Annotated in this window: 15 protein-coding genes; 12 read left to right on the top strand and 3 right to left on the bottom strand. The window is 70.7% G+C overall.

Annotated elements, in window-relative coordinates; translation table 11 throughout:
• Positions 1-251 precede the first annotated feature (251 nt).
• The 6 genes from ACTIGN_RS30905 to ACTIGN_RS30930 are packed head-to-tail and all read left to right on the top strand — an operon-like array spanning position 252 to position 4,343.
• Positions 252-1,205, top strand: a complete 954-nt coding sequence (locus ACTIGN_RS30905) for a hypothetical protein (protein WP_439631210.1) — start codon at positions 252-254, stop codon at positions 1,203-1,205.
• 17 nt (positions 1,206-1,222) lie between these two features.
• On the top strand, positions 1,223-2,407 hold the full coding sequence (locus ACTIGN_RS30910; RefSeq protein ID WP_439631212.1) for an acetyl-CoA C-acetyltransferase: 1,185 nt from the start codon (positions 1,223-1,225) through the stop codon (positions 2,405-2,407).
• Positions 2,404-3,117: a Uma2 family endonuclease gene (locus tag ACTIGN_RS30915; RefSeq protein ID WP_439631214.1), complete on the top strand. Its 714-nt coding sequence runs from the start codon at positions 2,404-2,406 to the stop codon at positions 3,115-3,117. The genes ACTIGN_RS30910 and ACTIGN_RS30915 overlap by 4 nt, the downstream gene beginning before the upstream one ends.
• The gene (locus ACTIGN_RS30920; protein WP_439631216.1) at positions 3,114-3,524 is read left to right on the top strand and encodes a cyclic-phosphate processing receiver domain-containing protein; all 411 of its coding nucleotides are present in this window, start codon (positions 3,114-3,116) and stop codon (positions 3,522-3,524) included. Before ACTIGN_RS30915 ends, ACTIGN_RS30920 begins: the two co-directional genes overlap by 4 nt.
• Before the next feature lie 3 nt (positions 3,525-3,527).
• Positions 3,528-3,851, top strand: coding sequence for a hypothetical protein (locus ACTIGN_RS30925; RefSeq protein ID WP_439631218.1), 324 nt, complete (start codon positions 3,528-3,530; stop codon positions 3,849-3,851).
• An 18-nt stretch (positions 3,852-3,869) separates the two neighbouring features.
• Positions 3,870-4,343, top strand: a complete 474-nt coding sequence (locus ACTIGN_RS30930) for a cell division protein FtsH (protein WP_439631220.1) — start codon at positions 3,870-3,872, stop codon at positions 4,341-4,343.
• Positions 4,344-4,513: 170 nt separating this feature from the next.
• On the opposite strand, the gene ACTIGN_RS30935 is transcribed toward ACTIGN_RS30930, so the two are convergent.
• Positions 4,514-5,086, bottom strand: a complete 573-nt coding sequence (locus ACTIGN_RS30935; RefSeq protein WP_439631222.1) for a translation initiation factor — start codon at positions 5,084-5,086, stop codon at positions 4,514-4,516.
• Positions 5,087-5,144: 58 nt separating this feature from the next.
• On the opposite strand from ACTIGN_RS30935, the gene ACTIGN_RS30940 reads away from it, so the two are divergent.
• From ACTIGN_RS30940 to ACTIGN_RS30955, 4 genes are all read left to right on the top strand, one after another.
• Positions 5,145-6,164 (top strand): S1C family serine protease, encoded by a 1,020-nt coding sequence (locus tag ACTIGN_RS30940; protein WP_439631224.1) that lies wholly within the window; start codon positions 5,145-5,147, stop codon positions 6,162-6,164.
• Between the two features lie 452 nt (positions 6,165-6,616).
• Complete coding sequence (locus ACTIGN_RS30945; protein ID WP_439631226.1) at positions 6,617-7,006, top strand: RNA recognition motif domain-containing protein; 390 nt, start codon at positions 6,617-6,619, stop codon at positions 7,004-7,006.
• A 243-nt stretch (positions 7,007-7,249) separates the two neighbouring features.
• On the top strand, positions 7,250-8,302 hold the full coding sequence (locus tag ACTIGN_RS30950) for an MBL fold metallo-hydrolase (protein ID WP_439631228.1): 1,053 nt from the start codon (positions 7,250-7,252) through the stop codon (positions 8,300-8,302).
• A gap of 35 nt (positions 8,303-8,337) precedes the next feature.
• Positions 8,338-9,576: a serine/threonine-protein kinase gene (locus ACTIGN_RS30955; protein WP_439631230.1), complete on the top strand. Its 1,239-nt coding sequence runs from the start codon at positions 8,338-8,340 to the stop codon at positions 9,574-9,576.
• A gap of 153 nt (positions 9,577-9,729) precedes the next feature.
• Here the strand turns inward: ACTIGN_RS30955 and ACTIGN_RS30960 are convergent, their stop codons facing one another.
• Both ACTIGN_RS30960 and ACTIGN_RS30965 read right to left on the bottom strand, forming a co-directional pair.
• Positions 9,730-10,497: a uracil-DNA glycosylase gene (locus tag ACTIGN_RS30960; RefSeq protein WP_439631232.1), complete on the bottom strand. Its 768-nt coding sequence runs from the start codon at positions 10,495-10,497 to the stop codon at positions 9,730-9,732.
• A gap of 22 nt (positions 10,498-10,519) precedes the next feature.
• Positions 10,520-13,387, bottom strand: a complete 2,868-nt coding sequence (locus ACTIGN_RS30965; RefSeq protein WP_439631234.1) for a protein kinase domain-containing protein — start codon at positions 13,385-13,387, stop codon at positions 10,520-10,522.
• 98 nt (positions 13,388-13,485) lie between these two features.
• Between ACTIGN_RS30965 and ACTIGN_RS30970 the strand changes: the two genes are divergently transcribed.
• Together ACTIGN_RS30970 and ACTIGN_RS30975 are read left to right on the top strand one after the other, a co-directional pair.
• The gene (locus ACTIGN_RS30970; RefSeq protein ID WP_439631236.1) at positions 13,486-14,217 is read left to right on the top strand and encodes a lipoate--protein ligase family protein; all 732 of its coding nucleotides are present in this window, start codon (positions 13,486-13,488) and stop codon (positions 14,215-14,217) included.
• Between the two features lie 158 nt (positions 14,218-14,375).
• Positions 14,376-15,473: a hypothetical protein gene (locus tag ACTIGN_RS30975; RefSeq protein WP_439631238.1), complete on the top strand. Its 1,098-nt coding sequence runs from the start codon at positions 14,376-14,378 to the stop codon at positions 15,471-15,473.
• Position 15,474 lies beyond the last annotated feature (1 nt).

A 15,474-nucleotide genomic window follows, 5' to 3' on the forward strand; every position in this document is an offset into this window, starting at 1 on the left:
GGGGGGGGGGGTTGTTGCGGCGGCCCCCCCCGGGGGCCCCCCCGGGGGGGCCCCCCACACCACCCACCCGGGGTTGGGGGCCGCCCTCCGTGGCGGCCCGCCAACCGCCTCCGACTTCAGCCGAGCAGCGAAGCGAGGGGCACACACGATTCCTAGACAACTGTACCCGGGAATCCACCCCGGGTTACAGGACCGTGGCCCGCCCGGCCGCGCCGGGGTAAGCTGCTCGCATCACACACGGGAGGTCCGCCATGCGTTTTCAGTGGGTCGTCGGGGTCGCGGTGCTGGGGCTGGTGGCGGTCGGGACAAGCGGCATGTCGCCCGCCGAGAAACCGAAACCGCCCGCGGCGGAGCAACCGGCCGCGGAGCAGAAAGTGCCCGACGAGTTGCTCGCCCTGAACGCGGCCGGCCGGGCGATGTACGCCGGCGGGCGGACGCGCGAACTCTCGCTCGTCCCCGTGGTCATCATCGTATCGGGCGACGACCTCGTCCTCCGCAAGAACGGCAAGCGGACCGTCGCGAAGGTCATCCCCGCCGAGTACCACGCGCAGAAGGCGGTGGCGCACACGGCGCTCGCACTGTTCTCGCACCTCGCGTTCGAGCCCGGCCGGCCGCTCGGCGAGGAGCGCGTGAAGGAACTCAAGGAGTACCAGGCGCTCATGACCGCGGCCGGTGCTGGGGTCGAGAAGTTCGGGTACGACCCCGACACTCTCGCCCGCCAGAAGCGGATCCTCGGGCGGTCGCTGGAGTTCGCCGCGAAGGTGCTGCAAGCCGGCAAAGTGTCGGGCGACGACCTGAACACGTTCTGCCGCGCGTCGCGGCCCGACGTGCTGGCCAACGCGACCGCGGCCGCGAAGGCGCAGTTGGTCGCCACGCACAAGCAGGTGTCGGAGTGGCGGAAGGACATGACCGCGGAGGAGTGGGCGGCGCTGACGGTGATCGTCACCGGCCCGCAGACCCCCCGGGCCGAGAACGCCGCCGTACAATACTTCGCCCGACTCTTCGGCGAGTCCACCGGCGAGGGCCGGCGGGTCGTGTACGCCGAGTCGCTGTACGACGAGGACAAGGCCGTCAACCTCCTCGGCACGCTGCGGCTCGACGGGAAGCTCTCGGTCGCCGTGTTCGGCGACCCCTTCCGCATGTACCGCGACTTGCTCGCGGACATCACCCGCACGGCACTCGACGACATCTTCGCCGCCCCCTAACGCTCGGGAACCAGCACATGGACGCTTACATCCTCTCCGCGGTCCGCACCCCGATCGGCAAGTTCCTCGGCGGCTTGTCGGAACTGACGGCCCCGAAGCTGGGGGCCGTCGCGATCGCCGAGGCGCTGAAGCGCGCCCGCGTCGAGCCGGCGCAGGTGCAGGACGTCATCATGGGGAACGTCGTGCAGGCCGGCGTCGGGCAGGCCCCGGCGCGGCAGGCGGCGATCCTCGCGGGCGTCCCGGACACGGTCCCGGCGCACACCACGAACATGGTGTGCGGGTCCGGCCTGAAGGCGGTCATGCTCGCGGCCCAGAGCATCCGGACCGGCGACGCCTCGCTCGTCGTCGCCGGCGGCATGGAGAGCATGAGCCGCGCGCCGTTCCTGCTCCAGGGGGTCCGGCAGGGGTACAAGTACGGCGACCAGACCACGCAGGACGCACTGGTCCGCGACGGGCTGTGGTGCGCGTTCGAGAACTGGCCGATGGGCGACGCGGCCGAGCACATCGCTTCGAAGTGCGACGTGAGCCGCGCCGACCAGGACCGGTTCGCCGCACAGAGCCACCACCGGGCGAGCGTGGCGTGGTCGTGCGGCGCGTTCAACGCCGAGATCGTGCCGGTGACGTTCCCGAACAGCAAGAAGCCGGTGCCGCCGGTCGAGCGCGACGAGGGCATCCGCTCCGACACCACGGTCGAAGGTCTGGGTAAGCTGAAGCCGGCGTTCAAGTCCGACGGCACCGTGACGGCCGGGAACGCCTCGCAGCTCAGCGACGGGGCGGCGGCGCTGGTCGTCGCGTCCGGGCGGTTCATCGAGCTGGCCGGGGCGACGCCGCTGGCCCGCATCGTCGCTTACGCGGCGAGCGGGGTGAACCCGAAGGACATCTTCATCGCGCCCGTCTCGGCGGTGAAAATGGTGTGCGAGAAGGCCAAGCTCTCGGTCCGAGACATCGACCTGTTCGAGTTGAACGAGGCGTTCGCGTCGCAGATGCTCGCGTGCGGGAAGGGCCTGGACCTGGACGAGTCGAAGGTGAACGTGGTGGGCGGGGCGATCGCACTGGGCCACCCGATCGGCGCGAGCGGCGCGCGGGTGCTGACCACGCTCGTCCACGCCCTGCACCACCGCAACAAGCGGTACGGCCTGGCGTCGCTGTGCCTCGGTGGGGGCAACGCTGTCGCCATGATCGTCGAGAGGGTCGAGGCATGATTATGAAGGCCGGCGCGGTGCAGCCGAAGAACGACTACCCGACCTCGGACGGCAAGCCCATGGCCGAAACCGACCTGCACCGCGACCTGATGCTCGCGCTCATCGAGACGCTGAAGTGGTGGTTCCGCGACCGCCCGAAGGTGTACGTCTCGGGCAACCTGCTCGTGCATTACGTGAAGGGGAACCGCCGCGTCCACGTCGCGCCGGACGTGTTCGTCGTGCCCGGCATCGGCAACCACCGCCGCGAGAACTACCTGCTCTGGGAGGAGGGCCGCGGCCTCGACTTCGTCATCGAGTTGACGTCGAAGACGACGATGCTGGAGGACATCGAGGAGAAGTACAACCTGTACGTCGAGAAGCTCGGCGTGAAGGAGTACTTCCTGTTCGACCCGAAGCAGGAGTACCTGAAGCCGTCGTTCCAGGGCTACCGCCGCGGGAAGGAGAAGTTCCGGCCGATCAAGTTCGTGGACGGCCGGCTCCCGAGCCAGACCCTCGGCCTCCACCTGGAGCGCGTGGGCGACGAACTCCGCCTGTGGAACCCGGACACCGGCGAGCGCCTCCCGACGCCGACCGAACTGGCACTCCAGGCGTCGGCAGAAACCGAGCGGGCGGACGCCGAGGCAGAGCGTGCGAATGCGGCTGAAGCCGAGATCGAGCGGTTGCGGCGCGAACTGCAGCAACTCCGCCGCAAGCCGGGCGGGAAGTCGTGACCCACACCGTTCTGATGCTCGAAGATGACGCCGAGCGCCTCATCCGGTTTCGCGCCGCGGCCGAGCGGTTGGGGATCGAACTCATCGTGTGGCGCGACGCCCACCGGATGATCGCGGAGGTGGAGTCGCACCTTGCTGCGGCTCGGTTGATCTCGCTCGATCACGACCTGGAACCCGAAGGCGACACCGACCCCGGCGACGGTCTCGATGTCGCAAAGTACCTTGCGAACCTGCCGCCGGTGTGCCCGGTCATCATCCACACGAGCAACGGCGTCCGCGGCGACACGATGGCTGGGGAGTTCGAGTTGGCCGGCTGGCGGCACCACCGCGTCATGCCGCTCGGCGACGACTGGATCGAGGTGGACTGGTTCCGGGCGGTGCGGCGAGTGCTCAGGGTAAAGAGGTGAGCCGTGGCGATCTCGAAGAAATACTCGCGGCGCATCGTCGTGGATGGGGAGGCGTATCGCTGGCGTGTCCGTGCTGAAGTGTTCTACCAGACGGGTTACGACGGGTTGCTTGTCGCTACCGTTTGGTCTGAACCGGGTCCAGGACAGGTTCTAACCGTTGTTGGAGACCGTCACCCGAATTGCCGCTACTTGGATGGGTATGCGGCGGCCACCGATACGTTCACTCCCAAGCGCATCGCGGACGCGATTCGTGAGGCGCTTCGATCAGGGTGGAAACCGGCTTGCCGAGGCCAGGCCGTCATGATTCGCTCGCACTCCGACATTTGACCCCGAAATCGGCTGAGAATGCCTGACGCCCCCCAGCACGATCCGGTCACGGCGTACCACGAGGCGGGGCACGCGGTCGTTGCGCTGTGCCTCGGGCGGCCGGTACATCGCGTCAGCGTGCTCCCGAACCGCGACCGCCTCGGCCAGTGCGAGTTCGCCAAGGGGCGGTTCAAGCCGACCGAGGACGCGCTCGAACGCGAGTGCCTCATCGCACTCGCCGGGCTCGCCGCCGAGGCGCGGCACACCGGCACCTACGAGTTGAACGCCGCCAACCAAGACCTGCGGTACGTCCGCCGGCTGGTGCTGGAGCGGAAGTCTGAGCGGGCCGCGCCGCGGTACGAGGAGCGGTTGCTCAGCAAGGTCGAGGCGATGCTCGGCGACGACGAGACGTGGCGGGCGGTCGAGTTGATCGCGGCGGAGCTGCTCAAGCACGGCGTCATCAGCGGCCGCGCCGCCCGGCACCTCTTCGAGCTGGCCACTCGGGAGTCGTAAGCGTCGTGGGCCGGGCTGTGCTGAAGAGAAGCGATGGCACGCGGATGACGCGGATCAAGGACAGGATGAAGAGGATCGGACCAGATTGCATTTCAAGGAACAGACTCCCTCTGATCGGCTTTCGATCCTGCCCTTGATCCGCGTCATCCGCGTGCCATCGCTTCTCTCGCTCACCCGCCGGCGCGCTTCACCTTGTACCCGAGCTTCTCCAGTTCGGCGACGAGCTTGTCGCGGTGGTCGCCCTGGATCTCGATGCGGCCGTCCTTCGCGGTGCCGCCGCTGCCGCAAGCGTTCTTGAGCTTGGTCGCGAGGTCCTTCAGCGCCTCCTCGCCGAGCGGAAGCTCCCACACCACCGTGACGCCCTTCCCCTTGCGGCCGGCGGTCTCGCGGCCCACCTTCACCGTGTGAACCTTCTTCGGCGGTGGCGGGGGCGGCGGGGCCGCGACGGCCTGATCGTTCCCGCCGAGCATCCGTGCGAACAGCTTGTTCACTTCGAGTTCCAGGTCGCCGCCCGCGACGCGCTCCAGCTTGCCCTCGAAGGCCGGCGACAGGTCCGGTGCGTCTACCACGACGAGCACCGATACCCCAACGAGCGCCTCTGCTGAGAGCGCGTCGGCGGCGCGCGAGCGGATCGACCACGACAGCCCCATGCGGCTCGCGGCGGCGGAGAATGCGACCTCTGCGGCCTTCGCGCGTTCGGCGGTGGGTGCGGTGAACAGGATGATGCGCTGCGACTTCGCCATGTCAGTGTCCCTTGTCCGGTCGGGATAGAATACGGCACCCCAAACCGGAGGGATCACCGTGTCCCGATTCTGGCAGCACTTCATCACCAACGGCGGCGAAGACCTCGAGCCGACGCCGCCCGCCGCGCCGCAACCCGCACACGACGAGGACGTGCTCGACGCCTTCTCGCGGGCGGTCGTCAGCGTCGCCGAGAAGCTCCGCCCCGCGGTCGTGAACCTCCGCGTCGGCAAGGGCGGCCGCGGCGGCAGCGGCTCGGGCGTGCTGTTCACGCCGGACGGCTTCCTGCTCACGAACCACCACGTCGTGCAGGGCAGCGACACGGTTCGCGTGCGGCTCAACGACGGCTCGGAACTCACCGGCCGGGTCGTCGGCAACGACCCGTGGACCGACCTCGCCGTCGTGCAGGTCGAGGGGAACACGTTCCCGTTCGCGTCGCTCGGCGACTCGGCGAAGCTCAAGGTCGGCCAGCTCGCCGTCGCGATCGGCAGCCCGCTCGGGTTCGAGTCCACCGTCACCGCGGGGGTGATCTCGGCACTCGGCCGCACGCTGCGGAGCGTGTCCGGGCACCTCGTCGACAACGTCATCCAGACCGACGCGGCGCTGAACCCCGGGAACAGCGGCGGGCCGCTCGTCGACTCGCACGGCCGCGTCGTCGGCATCAACACGGCGATCATCCAGCCGGCGCAGGGCATCTGCTTCGCGGTGCCGGTGAACACGGCGAAGGCGATCCTCCCGCAACTGCTCCGGCACGGCCGCGTGGTCCGCGGCTACCTCGGGCTGCACGCCCGGCAGGTGCCGCTCGCGCCGGACCTGCGGTCGCGGTACGGCCTCGACCAGAAGACCGGCATCGAGATCGTGATGCTCGAAGAGGACGGCCCGGCGCAGACCGCGGGCCTGTGGATCGAGGACGTGATCGTCGGGTTCGCCGGGAAGCCGGTGACGAGCATCGACGACCTCCAGCGGACGCTGACGCAGCACCCGGTCGGCGTCCCGGCCCCGGTGGTCGTGGTCCGCGAGGGCCGGCGGCTCGAACGGACCGCCGCGCCCGGCGAGTACCCGACCCCGGTTCGGGGGTGACGCGGGGGGTGCGAGTTTCGCGTTCCAGGTTTCGAGTTCACAAGGGCACGCACGCGGCGGACCCGGCCTAACCCGCGGAACTCGAAATCTCAATCGCGAAACTCGCAATCTCGACGATTTCGGGCTTTTTATTTTCTCGAATCGCGCGTATGATCTTAGTGACGGGTGGCGAGTGCCACTCGCTCAGGAGCTACGAATCGCTTTGCCGCTATCTCGCTTCGACCCTTCTTGGTCTTCTGACTCTGAGCTACCCCTCACAGCCTCCAAGACAGTCAAGCTGGTAACGCCGCAGAGGAACCGCCCTCGTCGCCCGGTACGCGCGCACACTGCCACATGGCAGCGGTGAGTGTCCCGGGCGAGCCGGCCCGAAGTCGTCCGCCCCTGTTCTCCCGCGCGGGATTTCCGCGCACCGTTAGTGTCGCCGGGCTTTAGGCCCGGGTGAGGAAGTTTCAATGTCGAAGAAGTTGTACGTTGGGAACATCTCGTTCCAGACCACCAGCGACGAACTGGTCCAGGCGTTCTCCCAGTACGGGACCGTCCTCGGCGCGCAGATCGTCAGCGACCGCGAGACCGGCCGCAGCCGTGGGTTCGCGTTCGTCGAGATGCACAGCGGCGGTGACGAGGCGATCGCCGCCATGAACGGCGCCCAGCTCGGCGGCCGCACCCTGACCGTGAACGAGGCCAAGCCCCGCGAAGAGCGGCCCCGGACGGGTGGCGGCGGCGGTGGTGGCGGCTACGGCGGCGGTGCGGGCGGCGGCGGCAGCCGCGGCGGCTACGGCGGCGGTGCGGGCGGCGGCGGCGGCAGCCGCGGCGGCTACGGCGGCGGCGGCAGCCGGTACTGATCCAGCGGGGTTCGACCGGCGAAGCGACCGATGAACAGTCGGAATCTTCTCGACCTCGAACCTCTCTAATATTGGCAGGCGGTGAACGCGAGCGCACAGGTGAGGGATTAGCACCACCGTGCGGGTAACGGACCCCGCCTCGCCGATGACACGAGAACGCCCCGGGCGACACGCCTGGGGCTTTCTTTTTGCGCGACTGCGGGGTACGCTCATCTGAACCGCCCACTCACCGAGCACGCCCCGATGCTGAAGCGACTCGCACTCTTCCTCGCCGCCGGGGGCGCGTTCGCTCTCGCCGTCCTGGCCGCGGAGAAGCCCGCCGAAGGGGCGAAGCAGCTCCCCATCCCCGAAATGCAGTTCAACGACGTGAAGGAACTCGCCCCCGGCGTGTTCTTCCGGTACTCGTCGATCTCGGCCAGCGACCCCAAGGTGCCGTTCGGCGGCAGCAACCACGTCTGGGTCGTCTTCAAGGACTACGTGCTGGTGATCGACGCGAACTTCCCCAAGGAGGCCGCCGACGTCATCGCCGACATCAAGAAGACGACCAAGAAGCCGATCAAGTACGTCCTCGACACCCACCACCACGGCGACCACGCCTACGGCAACTGCGTGTGGGCCAAGGAGGGCGCGCAGATCATCGCCAGCAAGCAGACGGCCCGGCTCTTGAAGGCGAGCGGGCCGAAGCAGTGGGAGGACGCCGCCAAGGACCGCAAGGACGTGAAGGAGAACGAACTGAAGCAGGCCGACATCGTCTTCGACGACACGTACGAGTTGAAGGACGACACGCAGCACGTCGTGTTCCGGGCGTTCGGGCACAGCCACACGGCCGGCGACGCCGTCGCGTACCTCCCGAGGCACAAGGTCCTCTGCACCGGCGACGCCTGCGTGAACGGCGCGTTCAACTACATGGGCCACTCGAACTCGGCGAGCTGGATCAAGTGCCTCGAAGCGATGGAGAAGCTCGACGTCGACGTCATCTGCCCCGGGCACGGGAAGCCGCGGCGCAAGGACCTGATCGCCCAGGAGAAGCGGTACTTCACCGAACTGCGGGCGGCCGTTCAGAAGGGCATCAACGACAAGAAGTCGGTCGCCGAGATCACCGCCGCGCTGGACTTCCCGTGGTACAAGGAGTGGACCGGGGTGGACGTCGCCGGCCCGCAGATGAACAAGGACAACGTGAAGCACGTGTACGACGAGCTGACGGGCAAGGTCGACCACGACCGGATCGGGGCGCGGCCGGCCACGCCCGACCGGCGGACCGACCCGACCGGCGGCACCGGACTCGCATCCCGGTGACCCGCGCCCCCGCCCCGTGCCCCGGAGCCCCCGGAATGTCGACCCGCGAGCTGAAGCCGACCCCGCCCCCGCACACGACGCGGTACGAGTGCTTCGAGCCCCTCGGCACCGGCGCGACCGGCACGGTGTACCGCGCCCGCGACCTCACGACGGACCTCCCGGTCGCGGTCAAGGTGCTCCGCTCGACCCTGTACGAGAACCCGACCCAGCACCACCGGCTGGCGCAGGAGTTCCGCGCCTCGACGCAACTCGAGCACCCGAACATCGTCCGCGCGCTGGCGATGGAGACCGACGGCTCGACCAGCTTCCTGGTCTACGAGTACGTGCTCGGGACGAGCCTCGCCGAGCGGATCGAGAAGACGGGCCCGCTCGCCGAGGACGAGGCGATCCGCATCATCACGCAGATCGTCCAGGCGCTGCACTACGCGCACCAGCGGCAGATCGTCCACCGCGACGTGAAGCCCGACAACATCCTGATGCTGCCCGACGGCCGCGCCAAGCTCACCGACTTCGGGCTGGCCAAGGACTACAACAACGACCAGAACCTGACGCAGCACGTCGCGGTCCTGGGCACGCCGAACTACATGGCCCCGGAACAGTTCGGCGAGGCCAAGGCGGCGACGCCCCTGTGCGACGTGTACTCGCTCGGCGCGACGCTCTACAACATGGTGACCGGCAAGGTGCCGTTCGAGGCGAGCTGGCCGCTGGCGATCCTGAGCAAGAAGCTCCAGGGCGAGATCCCGTCGGCCCGGGCGGTGCGGCCCGAGATCGGCGAGTGGGTGGACCGGGCCATCTACGCGGCCCTCAACCCCAAGCCGGCCCTGCGGCCCGAGTCGTGCCTCGCGTTCTTCAAGTACCTCACCGCCCGCCCGTCGTTCGACGGCGAGGACCTCGAAATCACCCCGGCCGCCCCGCTCACCCGCGACTTCAGCCCGAACAACCGCCGCGCGTCGATCCGCCACAAGCTCGGGGTCGGCACCAGCGCGACCGTCGACACGGGCGGGTTCGGCAACGGGAACGCCATCGAGGAGGAGTGGCCGCTGGTCGTCCGCGACGTGTCGATGACGGGTCTCGGCGTGCTCCTGGCCAGGCGGTTCGAGGCCGGGACCGAGCTGACGATCGAACTGGCCGACGAGCCGTCGGCGGTGCCGAGCAAGTACGCGATCCGCGTGGTCCGCGTGAGGGCCGAGAGCGCCGGCCTTTGGCTCCACGGGTGCGAGTTCGTGAACCCGCTCGGCAGCGGCGAGCTCTCGGCGCTGCTCGCGTTCGCGTGACGCCCGCCAGTCGGTTGTGGTGGGGCAGGCAAGAATGCCTGCCTCCGGAAGCTTTTGGAGGCAGGCAAGAATGCCTGCCCCACCCAACAAGAGATCAACTCCCACCCAACACCGCGTGCCTCCCGGGCTCCCCCCAGAGCACCGGCCCCTCCACTACGCTTTCTTCACGGTGGGGACCTCGCGGCCCATCGTCCGCAATAACAGCTTCATGTCCTCCCACACGTCGCGCTTCATCGCCCCGGACTCGTCGCGGAGCAGCGCCGACGGGTGGAACGTGCAGACCAGCGGCACCCCGCGGAACTCGTACAGCTTGCCGCGGAGCCGCGTGATGCCGGTGCTGGTGTTGAGCAGGCTCTTGGCCGCGGTGCCGCCGAGCGCGACGACGTGCCGGGGCCGCACGAGGTCGAACTGCCGCTCGAAGAACGGCCGGCAGTTGTCGCACTCCTCGGGCGTCGGCGTGCGGTTCCCCGGCGGCCGGCACTTCAGCGTGTTGAAGATGTAGACCTCCTCGCGCTTGAACCCGCACCCGTTGATGATCCGCGTGAGCAACTGCCCGGCCTTGCCGACGAACGGCTCGCCGGTGCGGTCCTCGTCGGCCCCCGGGGCCTCGCCGACGAACGCGACGTCGGGGTCGGTCGGGCCGACGCCGAAGACGGTCTGCGTCCGCGTCGAGAACAGCCCCTCGCACCGGTTGCACCCGGCGACCTCGCGGGCGAGCACGGTCAACTCGCGCTTGCGCTCAGCGAGCGGGTCCGGCGGCGGGGCGGGTTCGGCCTCGACTTCCGGCACCGCGGCGGGGGCGGGTGCGATCTCCAGCGGCGCGCCGCGGGGGACGAACGTCACCCCGGCGGCGCGCAGCGAGTCGAGGTGCGCCCGGCTCTGGCGCACGAAGTCAATCGGCGGACTGGTTCCCTCGGTCATCGTCGGACTCCTTCGCCCCGCGTCACCCGCCGAACACCCACGCGAGCCACCCCTCCCCCGCGACGCGGCCGCCGCGGGCGTGGGCGGCGAACTGCGCCGCGGTCGCGTGCCGCTTCTTCGGGTGCCACTCCATCGCGCGCTTGCACACCCGGGTCAGCGACCCGGGCGGGGTCGCGGTCCGCCGCGCCTGCGCCGCGGCCTGGTGGAGCCCGATCCACTTGCGGTCCGGCAGCCCGGCGCGGTTACCGAACACGCCGTCGGGCGGGACGCCCATGAGCATCTCCGCGAGCAGCGCCCCGAGCGCGTACACGTCGGCGGCCGGCGTGAACAGGATCGGCTCGCGGAGCATGTACTCCGGCGGCTTGTACCCGGCCCGGGTCTCGAGTTGCACGTCGAGCACGCCGGATTGCGGGGTCGCACTGCCTGTGCCGGCGGTCGCGGCGATCCGGAAGTCGGTCACCCGCGGCGAGCCGTCCGCGGCGAACAGGACCTTGTCCGAGTCGAGGTCGCCGTGGAACAGCCCGTGCTGGTGCGCGTGGTGGACCGCGTCGGCGATGGTGGCCGCCAGCGCCGCCGCGTCCGCGGCGGTCAGCGGGCCGCTCGCGAGCCGCCGCGTCAGCGTGCCGCCGGGGAGGTACTCCTGGACGACCGTGAGCCACCCGCCGTGATCCTCGATGCCGAGCGTCGCGTGGATGTTCGGGTGCCGCACCTTGGCCGCGAGGTGCAGCGTCTTGCTGAGGTGGACGCGGGCCTTCGGGGTGAGCCGGGCGAGGTCGATCTGGTGGAGGGTGACCGTGTCGCCGCCCGGGGTGTGGGCCTTGACGAGCCGGCCGAGCCGCGTGTCGCCGAGCGGCTCGATGTGCGAGTACCCGGGCGGGACGCCGCGGTCGGTCGGGGTCGCGACCGGGCCCGGTGCCGCTTGCGTCTCGCGCAGGAACGTCTGCAGCGCGTCGGCGAGGTCGGCCCCGCCCTGGTAGCGGCGGGCCGGGTTCGCGTCGAGGCACGTCACGCAGATCGCCTCCAGCCGGGCGGGAACGTCGAGCCGCAACTTCCCCGGCGGGACGACCCGCCCGGCGTCCGGCGCGCGGCCCGTGAGGAGGTGATAGAGCAACCGGCCGACCCCGAGCACGTCCTCTGTCGCCATGCTCGGCTTGCGGGACAGGTCGGTGAACGTGGCGCGGCCGTCGCCGGTGAAGAGGACGTTGCCCGGGGAGAGGTTCCCGTGCGCGTGGCCGAGCGCGTGGAGCGCGGCCAGCGACGCCGCCACCTTCAGCACCAACTCGGCGGCCTCGCGGGGGGTGCGGTCGGCCGGCGCGACCCGCTCCAGCACGGCCGCGAGGCTCCCGCCGGGGGCGTACTCCATCGCGCAGTACACGAGCCCGTCGCGCTCGCCGAGGTCGTACACGTCGACGACGACGGGCGGGGCGGCGCGGCCGGCCGCGTGGTAGTGCCGCTTCACCTCGGACGCGATCACGGCCTGCCGCTCGAGCCGCTCCATCGCGGCCTGCCCCTCGCCCGCCGACGCGGGGGCGACCTTCAGCGCCACCTCGCGGCGGAGCCGGGCCTGCCGCGCCCGGTACACGCGGCTCCCGCTGCCCCCGGCCCCGAGGTCGCCGAGGAGCTCGAACCCGGACCGCTTGGCCCACAGCACGAACCACTGCTCCTTGTCCACGACCGCGGCCGCGACCCGGCCGCCGGCGAGGAACCCGCGGAGGTCGGTCGCGAGGTCCGCGGCGGTGGCGTACCGGGCCGCCGGGTCCTTCTCCAGGCACTTCAAGCAGACCGCCTCCAGCGCCGGGTCGAGGTCGCGGCGGAGGTGCGTCAGCGGCAGCGGCTTGTCCATGACCTGCGCGAGCACCAGTTCCATGCTCGTGCCCTGGAACGGGGTCCGCCCTGTCAGGCACTCGTAGAGCATCGTGCCGAGCGCGTACACGTCGGCCGCGGGGCCGACGTCGGTCCGGCCCTGCGCCTGTTCGGGGGCCATGTAGGCCGGGGTGCCGAGGACCGTTCCCGAGTGCGTCATCCCCTCGACCTCGAGGTTCTTCGCGAGCCCGAAGTCGGTGACGACCGGGCTCCCGTCGGCCCGCAGCAGGATGTTGCTCGGCTTCAGGTCGCGGTGGACCACCCCGGCGGCGTGCGCGGCCTGCACGCCCCACGCGAGCACCTCCAGCACCCCGGCCGCCTCGCGGTCGGCCATCGGCCCGCGGCCGAGCCGGTCCGCGAGGTTCCCGCCCTCGATGAGTTCGAGCGCGATGTACGGGCACCCGTCGAGTTCGCCCGACTCGTACACGCGGACGATGTGCGGGTGGTTGAGCCGGGCCAGCGCCTGGGCCTCGGCGAGGAACCGCAGCCGCTCGGCCGGCCCGACCCGCGCCCCGCCGAGGATCATCTTGAGAGCCGCGAGCCGGTTGAGCCGCCGGTGCCGGGCCTTGTACACCACGCCCATGCCGCCGCGGCCGAGTTCGCCCAGAATCTCGTACCCGACGAGGTCGCCCGCCGCGGCCCGGTCCGGCCCCGCCCCTTCGGCGAGCGCGCCCCACCGCTCGATGAGGCCGCGGAGCCGGTCCGCGACCGCCGGGAACCGGGCCGCGAACGTGTCGAGGTCCGGCACCACGCCGTGCTCGGCGGTCAGCACGAACTCCTGGAGCGCGAGGTCGGCGGCGTGCTCGGCGAGGGCGGGGAGCGCGTCGAGGTACGCCTCGGTCGGAACGAGGTTGCCGCTCGCCCACCGGGCGCGCATGTGGTTGCGGGCGAGGGAGAGCTGGTCGGCGGGCGGCAGTGCGGCGAGTTCACGGACGGCGGCTGGTAGCACCGACGCGGGCCCGCCCCCGTCGTGTTGCGGTGCCCGGTCGCCGCTCGACGCCGCGATGTGGATGCGGGACGTACTCATGTCCGCTCAGCGTACTCGGTGGGGTCGGCGGGAGCAACGCAAGGAGTGTGACGGCCGCCCGGCACCGGTTCCGGCGGCGGCGGCCCTATAATTCTTGGATGAACCACATCCGCCTGCTCCCGTTCGCCGCGGCCGACGGGCCGACGAACATGGCCGCCGACGAGGCGCTGCTCGAAACCGCCCGCGACACCGGCGTCGCGTCGCTCCGGTTCTACGCCTGGAGCTCACCGACCGTGTCGCTCGGGTACTTCCAGCCGGCCGAGGTCCGCCGCACGCCGAACCTCGAAGCCCTCGCGTGGGTCCGTCGTTCGACCGGCGGCGCGACCATCGTGCACCACCACGAGTTGACGTACAGCTTCGCCCTCCCCGCGAGCGCCCCGACGTCGCCCGAGTCGTGGATCTGCCGGTTCCACCGCCTCGTGCGGGCGGTCGTGGCGGAGCGCGGCGTGCAGTCGAAGCTGGTCGTGTGCGGCGCGGAGCAGAAGCTCGGCGACGTGCTGTGCTTCCTGCACCACACCCCCGGCGACCTCGCCGTGAACGGGTCGAAGGTCGCGGGCAGCGCGCAGCGGAAGCAGCACGGGGCGCTGCTCCAGCACGGCAGCCTTTTGCTGCACCGGAGCGAGTACGCACCGGAGCTGCCCGGGATCAACGACCTCGCCGCGGGCACCCCGGTCACGGGTGACCAGTTCGCGGCGGAACTCGCGGCCCGGTTCGCGGCCGAGTGCGGGGCCGAGGTCCGCCCCGGCGAGTGGACCGCCGCCGAACTCGCCCGGGTGCCCGAGATCCGGGCCGAGAAGTACGCGAACCCCGAGTGGAACCACCGGCGCTGAGCCCGGTCCCAACCGCAGAAGTGGTGCTCGGTTGAACTCATCGGCGGTTGGCGGGCCGCCGCGGAGGGCGGCCCCTACGAACCAAGCGGATCTGTAGGGGCCGCACTCCGTGGCGGCCCGCGTGAGGCGAAGGCTTCAATCGAGCACAGAAGTGGCACATGGACGCCGACCCGCAGTTCATCGTTCGCCGGCTCGGGTGGCACCAGGCCCCGCACGGGGACCACTACACCCGCCGGCTCCCGACCGCGTCCGAGATCCTCGCGTTCGACACGTTCGACGCGGCCGAGGGGCACCGCCGCCAGCTCGAAGCCGACGCCCGCCGCGGCGAGAACCCGTTCCGGTTCGGCGGCGCGGCGCTGTACTTCCAGTCGTCCCTCGACGCGCCCCGGCTCCACGACTGGCTCCTCGACACGGGCATCGACCCGCCCGTCGAGCAGCTCCGCCACCGCGACTGGCGCGAGTGGTGGGACGCCTTCTCGCACACCTGGAGCGAGGAGCAACTGCACCACGCCTGGCAGGGGCTCGACAAGGTCCGGTACTTCGACGTCGCCGAGGAGGTCGACCGCGAACCGCTGCGGCTGGTGGTCGAGATCAGCTTCGTGGAGCGGGGCAACCGGGACCGCACCGCGGTGCGCGAGGGCGGGATGCCGCACGCCCTGTTCCGCCGCGAGCGGGACGCCCGGGTCCGGTGCGACCGGCTGAACGCGGACCGCCGCGAGGCCGAGCAGTTCGAGTGGTGGGTGTACGGGTACGGCCAGCGGCTCGGGTACAACTCCCGCGCCCGCGACCCGGCCGAGACCGTCTTCTACGAGGTGCTCAAGGTCCGCGGCGAGATCGGCTCCGGCGAGCCGTCGGGGTTTCTCGTCCAGCGGCGGGCGATCGACCCGAGCGGGTTCGCGAGCCACGACGCCCGCGGCCGCGACACCCGGGCGCGCGTGCCCGTTCGCGTGTTCGCCGACCGCGCGAGCGCCGCGGCGCATTGCGACGAGTTGACCGCCCGGGCCCATGCGACAATGAACCCGTTCCAGGTGTTCCCGCCGGAACTGGCCGGACTGTCCGAGGGGCACTTCGTTGAAGCCGTCGCGGCGCTCGGGCCGCCGCTGCCGTGGCCGATGAGCCTCCGACCGGCACTGTGGCGCGAGTGGTGGGACCTGTGCCAGGACGAGGTGACGCCCGAGCAGCGCGACGCGGCCTGGGAACTGTTCGTGGCGCACCCGCTGTTCGAGGTGCTCCCGATCCCGGTGGCGGAGGCGTAAC

This window comes from Gemmata sp., from assembly GCF_051859125.1.
Lineage (GTDB): Bacteria > Planctomycetota > Planctomycetia > Gemmatales > Gemmataceae > Gemmata.